Genomic DNA, 6,250 nt, shown 5'->3' on the forward strand with positions numbered 1-6,250 from the left:
AGGGACACGGGCCCGATGGACACGGAATCCCACTGGCCGGCCGCTCCCGTGCCGTCGTCGCCCGTGGCGAGCTGCCACTCGACTTGTGCACAGACGGCGTCGCGCAGGGCGGTGACGACGGCCGGGTCGGTGGGGTCTCCGTCGTCGTCGACGTCGTAAACGGCGGTGAGCAGGGCGGCGTCGACGTCCTCGGACGCGCGGGCGAGCAGCCGGTCGACGCCCTCGGGCGCCGAGGTGCCGGTGTAGATGGCGAGCTGCTCGGGGGTCGCGTAGACGCGGCCCATGGCTCACCCCCCGCCGGTCTTCTTGGCCTTGCTCGGGGCAGCAGAACGCCCCGCCGGCTTGTTCGCCTGCGGGGCGCTCTCGGTCTGCTCGGCGGCCGGCTGCTCGACGGCCTGGTCGTCGTCGACGTCCGGCGGCCGGTGGTACCGGCGCAGGATCATGCGGCGGCCCCCTTGGTCTTCAGCACGACGACGCCCTCGTCGTCGAGGCGGTGCGTCGCGTAGTGCACGTTCGTGGTGACGACCGTGGTGCGCGCGAGAATGTCGCGGTCCGTCTCGACGATGGGCCGGCGCTTGTAGAGCAGGCCCAGGGAGCCGCGCCGCAGCAGCAGCGCGTTGTACGTGGTGTCGGCCCCGGTGCCGGCCGTGGTGAGCCGGTTGGAAACCAGGATGTTCACGCCTCCCACCTGGCCGATAACGCCACGCGGGATGACGGCGCCGGCGCCGAGCTTGTCGGCGCTGATGAAGTTCGGGTCACGCAGCAGGGATGCGCGCTGCGTGGAGTGGATGACCAGGCCGGCCATGTTGTCGGGGTCCCACTCGTCGCCGAACTTCTCGATGCCGGACACGACGACGTCCCAGGAAAGGGCCTCGGTCGAGGCGTCCACGGTGATCACGCCGGCGGCCTCCGCGGCGAGGCGCAGGTCGGTGTCGATCTTCCGGGCGATGAGTACGCCGAGCTGTCGCTGCGTCTCCGCGTACGGGTCGCCGAACGCGACCAGCCGGGACTTGTCCGTCAGCTCGACGGCCTTACCGGCTTCCTTGATCGTGGCGGAGTTGCCCGGGTCGGTGCCGAGCTGCTCCGGGGTCATCGGCGTGCCCTCGGTGAGGTCTTCGGCCTCGCCCAGTGCGGTCCACTTCGGGAAGCTGACGGTGTCGCCGGGCTTGCCTTCGAGGGTGTTGTCTTCGGTGGCGAGGGTGCCAAGGATCATGGCGCCCTTGAACTTCGCCTGCACCATGTCGGCCCAGACGTCGGGCACGATCATCTGTGCGGCGGTGGTCTTTCCAGCGGGCATCGCGTGCCCTCCTTACTCGGATGCGGCAGAGAGCTGCCGGTACAGGTCGGGGTCCTTCTGGTGCAGCTCGACGCGCTCGGCGTAGGACATGGCGGCGAACTGCGCGGCGGTCGGGGCCGCGGTCGTACCGGGGGTGAAGTCGGCGCCGCCCTTGGGCGGGCCGGCCGGGGCGCCCTCGGCGCGCAGGTGGGGGTTTGCCTCGACCGCGGCCGTGATGACGGCGGCGAGCTTCTCGCCGAACTTGGCGTCGGTCGGGTCGAGGTCGGCGAGCTGCTTCTCGACGGTGCGGGAGTCGAGCAGGCGGGCGGGGTCGGCGCCGGCGCCGTGCGCGGCCTGGTGCGCGGCGAGTTCCACGCGCAGGGTGCGGGCCTCGGCGAGGGCGGCGTCGCGTTCGCTGGTCGCCTGCGCGGCGAGCTGCGCGGGGTCGGCTTCGGCCGCGGCGCCGTTCGGGTCGAGGACACGGCGCAGGCCGGCGAGCAGCTCGTCGCGCTCGGCCTTGGCCTGCTGCGCGGCCTGCTCGGCGGCGGTCGCGCGCTGCTCGACGGCGGGGTCGACGGCCGGCGCCACGGGAGCCGCGGGGGCAACCGGCGCGGCGGGGGCCGGCGCGGGCGCGGCCGGGGCCGCGGGGGTCGCCGGCGGGGTCGCCGGGGGTGCGGCCGGGTCGGTGGACGGCGCGGCCGGGGCGGCGGGGGTCTGGCTCTCGGGCATGGGTGTTCGGCCCTCCGTGACCGTGTGGGGACATGCGAAAGGGCCCGCCGGTCGGCGGGCCCTTGGGGTGGGTGTCGGTGCGGGGTGCTACTCGGCGGCGGTGTCGCTGGCCTGCCCGTATCCGCGTAGCCACGCGGTCCGTAGCAGCGTGCGGGCGGGGTGCGGGCACTCGGTCGGGGGTGCGCCCTCGCGGGCGGCGGCGCGGCCGGCGAGCAGTGCGCGAGTGAGGTCTGCGCGTGCTCCCATGGCGGCCCCCTCCGGTCATCCGTCGTGCTTCAACCGAGCATCCCACAAAGCCTGTTGAGCTGCACGAACGTCGCTCAAGTTCTGGCCGGTGACCTCGGCGACGAACTGCGCCTGCGTCTTGCGCTCGTGCAGTCGCCAGAACGCTTTCAGCTCGTCGGACGCGTAGGCGTACGCGATGCGGGCGGGCCCGGTGAACAGGCTTCCGGGGTTGATGCCCTGCGCCTGCCCGCGGCGGTTGAGTAGGTACCCGTTCGTCGCGTCCTCGGCGGCGGCGTACTGCTGCATAGCCCACTCGAAATACATGTCGCGGGCCTCGCGCCGGGTGACCTTGTGTACCGGCTCGTCGGCCGGGTGGTCGTCGGCGAGGTGGCGCGCGGCGGTGGGCAGGTCCTCGTCGGCGACGTCCGCGTACTGCTGCCACTGGGACGGCGGCGCCCCCGGTGCGAGGGCGTCGTCGAGGGCGGCGGACGCGGCGAGGACGTCGTCGACGTCGTCGCCCATCGGCAGGGGGTACTCGGGCATCGGCCCGGGGTACCGGCGGTCGAGTTCGTCGGCGATGCGCAGCAGCTCGTCGTCTGTGGCGTGCTGCTGCGCCCACGCGAGGACTTCGTCGCCCACGGTGGACAGGTCGCCGAGCAGGCGCCCCTCGGGGAACACTGCGGCGCGCAGGTCTGCGGCGTCGCGGCGGTCCGCTTCGGTCTCGATCCGGGCGAGGCTGCGCTCGTCGAGGACCCCGGGGCGGATGGCGAGGGCGAGCTGCTCGTCGCTCATCTCGCGCAGGGTGGCGTCGTCGCCGGCGCGCACGCGGGCGGCCTGCATGACGTCGTCGGCCGGCCGGGTGTAGGTGGTGGGCAGGTTCGAGGCGCCGGGCTGCTCGCGGTGGCGCAGGCGGCGCAGGTCGGGGTGTGCGGCGAGGTGCGAACGCATGGCGCCTTGCCACTGGCGCACCTTCGCCTCGGCGGCGCGCTTGCCCTCGGGCGTGGTCGAGGCGGCGGCCCGGTTCTTGAACTTGCGGATCTTGCGTTCGATCTCGCGTTGCCTCTGGCCGGCTTCGTATCCGGCCGGGTCCGGTTCGGCGTCCTCGGTTCGGGTGATGCCCGGCGTGTAACTCGACACGCTGTGGCGGCAGTTGGGATGTTGCAACCCTGCGGCCCGGGCCTCGTCGAGGGATCCGGCGACGTTCACGCGCACCATGCGGCCGTCTTCGACCGCGTGCTCGACGTCGACCGTGCGGGCGCCGGACGGGCCCCCGATGGACAACACCTGTCGTTCCCACGGACGGCAGAGCGGGCACTCGCGCGGCGAGCTGCTGACGACGACCAGGTCGACGCCGGCCGCGGCGAGCGTCGTCATGTGCGCCTCGACCGCGGCGCGGCCCACGGATGTGCGCACGGCCATCTCGGCGTACGACGTGAGGGCCCATCGGCGGCCGGCGCGGTCGCGGAAGCTCGACACGCCCCGGTCGGCAAACCGGGTCATGGCCTGCTGTGTGGCCTGCCTACGGGTGTCGGTACCGAGCAGGGGCGCCGCGGTGACTTCCGCGACGACCTGCCGGTACCCGTCCTCGACGGCGCGCAGGATGCCCCGATGGGTGGCCGTGACGGTCTCGATGGTCTCGGCGGCGAGGCGGTCGACGGCCTGCGCCTGCGGGGTCCGCTCGGCCACGGTGCGCCGGTCGTCGTCCCCCAGTACGCCGAGTTCGGCGAGGGCGGAGTGCCGGCCGCTGTCGTACGCCTCGGCGACGACCTGCCGTACCTCCTCGTCGACGCCCCGGGCGAGGGTGTCGAGCAGGGTGTCGGCCGCGCGGCGCAGGGGGGCGACGGCGGCGAGCTTGGCGACGGCCCACCCGGGCGCCTCCTGCCCGATGGCGAGCTGCCGCGCGCACAGTTCCAGCAGGCGCCGCTCGACGTCGGCGTACAGGTCGGCCGTCGTCGCGGCGAGGTACTCGACCTGTGCGGGAGACACGGGCATCGTGCACCCCCGATCACGTCACGCGGCGAGCGGGAACGATCCGACGGGGTCGGGCGCCGCCTGCCCGGTCTCCTCGTGAATACGGGCGACTTCCTCGGCGACGGCCGTGTCGTCCCAATCCGGATGCAGGGTGCGCACCTTCGTGTCGGTGCTCACGGCCTGCGCCTGCGCGAGCAGGGACAGGGTTTGCGCGGTGCTCCCGGGGTCCTCGGCGACCCCGTCGCCGATGTCGACCGTGGGGCGCTCGTCGGCGTGCTTGCCTCCGAACTGCGCCCGGTCGACGGCGAGCAGGACGTACAGAATCTCGGCTATCGCGCGTCGCCAGTAACGGGCCTTCTTGCCCCTGGTCACCATCGAACGATGGTCACGGGCGGCAATCTCCGTCGCGGTCACGGCGGCCCCGTCTCCGTCGAGTCCGACGGACGTAGGGGAGTAACCGGCCGCTGTTGTGGCCTGCCGCAGGATCGACTCAGCGGTCGAGCGGTGCTCTTCAACACGGATGGCGAACTGCGAAAGTGTGATGCCGTTGCCCTGCTCGCTCGGCGGGATTGCGAGGGACTGGTAAACCTCCCTGTCGTCGTCGAACGTGGCGCCCTTGCCGGGGCCGTTGTTGCGCAGGTACCCGTCGGGAACGATGAGCCGCGCCCGGGCGAGGCGGATGTCGCGGAGCCACGACGTCCACACTTCGTCGAGGGCGTCGAGCAGGTCGTGTATCCCCTGCAAGTCGCTGCGGCCCCACGGTGCGCCCCGGTGCTTCCGGTTCGGCCCGATGTTCGGCACGTAGACGGCGGTAAGCATGTCCACGCCCGTGGTGATGGCGTCGCCCTCTGCGCCGAGGGACGCGGCGAGGCCGGCCGTTTCGGGGTGCTCGGTGAGCGGCACGCGGCGGCCGAGCTGGTCGTCGGTCCCCTCGTACAGGCCGTGCAGGATCTTGCCCCGCTCGTGCCGTTCGAGGTGGCGGAAGACTGCCGATCCGGTGCCGGGCAGGGCCCGCCAGAACGTGACGGCGGTCATGATCCCGAATCGCCACTCGGGTACGGCCTGGTCGGGGTGCACGACGGTGAGCAGGGGCCGGTCGGGTGCGGCGTCACGGTCCCACGTCACGCGCAGGAACACGCCGGACAGGGCCGCGGCGGTCTCCGCGGCGGTGAGCAGCAGCTCGGGCACGCCTCCCTCGTCGAGCAGCTCGTCGAGGCGGTCCTGCGTCCCGGTGTCCCCCACGGTGATCACGGGGGTATCGGCGAAAAGCAGGTCGGCCGACGTCTGCGCTATCTCGCCGGCGAGGGGGATGTGCAGCCGCTGCTCACGCTTGCCCGGCTGTCGGTGGCGCCCCCACAGCCGGCGGCGGCCGTCCTTCCTGGTCTGCGGGCCGTAGCGGTAGACCTTGGCGAGGCGGTCGGCGTCGCCGGAGTACCACGCGTCGTCGACTCGGATGTCGTCGTACAGGGGGGCGATACTGCGCGGCGGCCACATGGTCCCGTTGTCGGGCAGGCTCACGTCGGCGCCCCCTCTCCGTGGTCCTCGGCGAGGTAGGCCGCGGCGGTGCGCAGCAGCTCGGCGACGGCTCCGGGGAGTTCCTCGGGGGTGTCCACGGTGACGGTGCCGATGTCGGCGGCGGTGCTCCCGACGCGCAGGTGCACGGGCAGGGTGATCATGCGGCGGCCTCCCTCGCGGTGATCAGGTGGCGCCACTCGTGCGCGGTGCTGTGCACCACGTAGCGCAGGGCGTCGACGGAGTGGTCGGCGGTCTTGATCGGCTTGTCTTCGCCCTTGGCGGACGCGGCGGGATCCCAGGAGTAACCGGGGATCTCGTCGAGCAGGCCCGTACAGGACTCGTGCACGTAGAGCAGGCCGGCGGCGAGGGCCGACGACACGCTGCGGATGCCGGGCTTCACCTCGTTGTCGGCCCGGGTGACGCCGGGGTGCCCGTCGGCCCATAGCTGCGTCTGAAACGACGCGGCGCTCGGGTCAATGAACGTCCACTCGGGCTCGACGTTCTGCCGGTCGAGCCACGCCCGGACGGCCTCGC

The 6,250-nt window shown here is 72.9% G+C and carries 8 protein-coding genes and 1 pseudogene; all 9 read right to left on the reverse strand.

Going from position 1 to position 6,250, the window contains the following annotated elements:
- On the reverse strand, positions 1-284 hold a 284-nt coding region (locus IE312_RS12310), incomplete at its 3' end, for a hypothetical protein (protein ID WP_189981333.1).
- A 3-nt stretch (positions 285-287) separates the two neighbouring features.
- A complete protein-coding gene (locus tag IE312_RS12315; protein WP_189981097.1) occupies positions 288-443 on the reverse strand; it encodes a hypothetical protein in 156 nt (51 codons plus the stop codon).
- Positions 440-1,297, reverse strand: coding sequence for a N4-gp56 family major capsid protein (locus IE312_RS12320; RefSeq protein ID WP_189981099.1), 858 nt, complete (start codon positions 1,295-1,297; stop codon positions 440-442). Before IE312_RS12320 ends, IE312_RS12315 begins: the two co-directional genes overlap by 4 nt.
- Positions 1,298-1,309: 12 nt before the next feature.
- Complete coding sequence (locus tag IE312_RS12325; RefSeq protein ID WP_189981101.1) at positions 1,310-2,005, reverse strand: hypothetical protein; 696 nt, start codon at positions 2,003-2,005, stop codon at positions 1,310-1,312.
- 87 nt (positions 2,006-2,092) lie between these two features.
- Positions 2,093-2,251 carry an Rmf/CrpP fold protein gene (locus IE312_RS12330; RefSeq protein WP_189981103.1) on the reverse strand — a complete coding sequence of 53 codons (159 nt, stop codon included), beginning with the start codon at positions 2,249-2,251 and terminating at the stop codon, positions 2,093-2,095.
- Between the two features lie 15 nt (positions 2,252-2,266).
- Positions 2,267-4,222: a phage minor capsid protein gene (locus tag IE312_RS12335; RefSeq protein ID WP_189981105.1), complete on the reverse strand. Its 1,956-nt coding sequence runs from the start codon at positions 4,220-4,222 to the stop codon at positions 2,267-2,269.
- Between the two features lie 18 nt (positions 4,223-4,240).
- Entirely contained in the window at positions 4,241-5,719 is a 1,479-nt protein-coding gene (locus tag IE312_RS12340) for a phage portal protein (protein WP_189981106.1), read from the reverse strand.
- Complete coding sequence (locus IE312_RS12345; protein ID WP_189981108.1) at positions 5,716-5,877, reverse strand: hypothetical protein; 162 nt, start codon at positions 5,875-5,877, stop codon at positions 5,716-5,718. The genes IE312_RS12340 and IE312_RS12345 overlap by 4 nt, the downstream gene beginning before the upstream one ends.
- Positions 5,874-6,250, reverse strand: a pseudogene (locus IE312_RS39705) (PBSX family phage terminase large subunit); the annotation flags it as partial. The pseudogene IE312_RS39705 and the gene IE312_RS12345, both read right to left, overlap by 4 nt.

Source organism: Streptomyces capoamus (assembly GCF_014654935.1).
Taxonomy (GTDB): domain Bacteria; phylum Actinomycetota; class Actinomycetes; order Streptomycetales; family Streptomycetaceae; genus Streptomyces; species Streptomyces capoamus.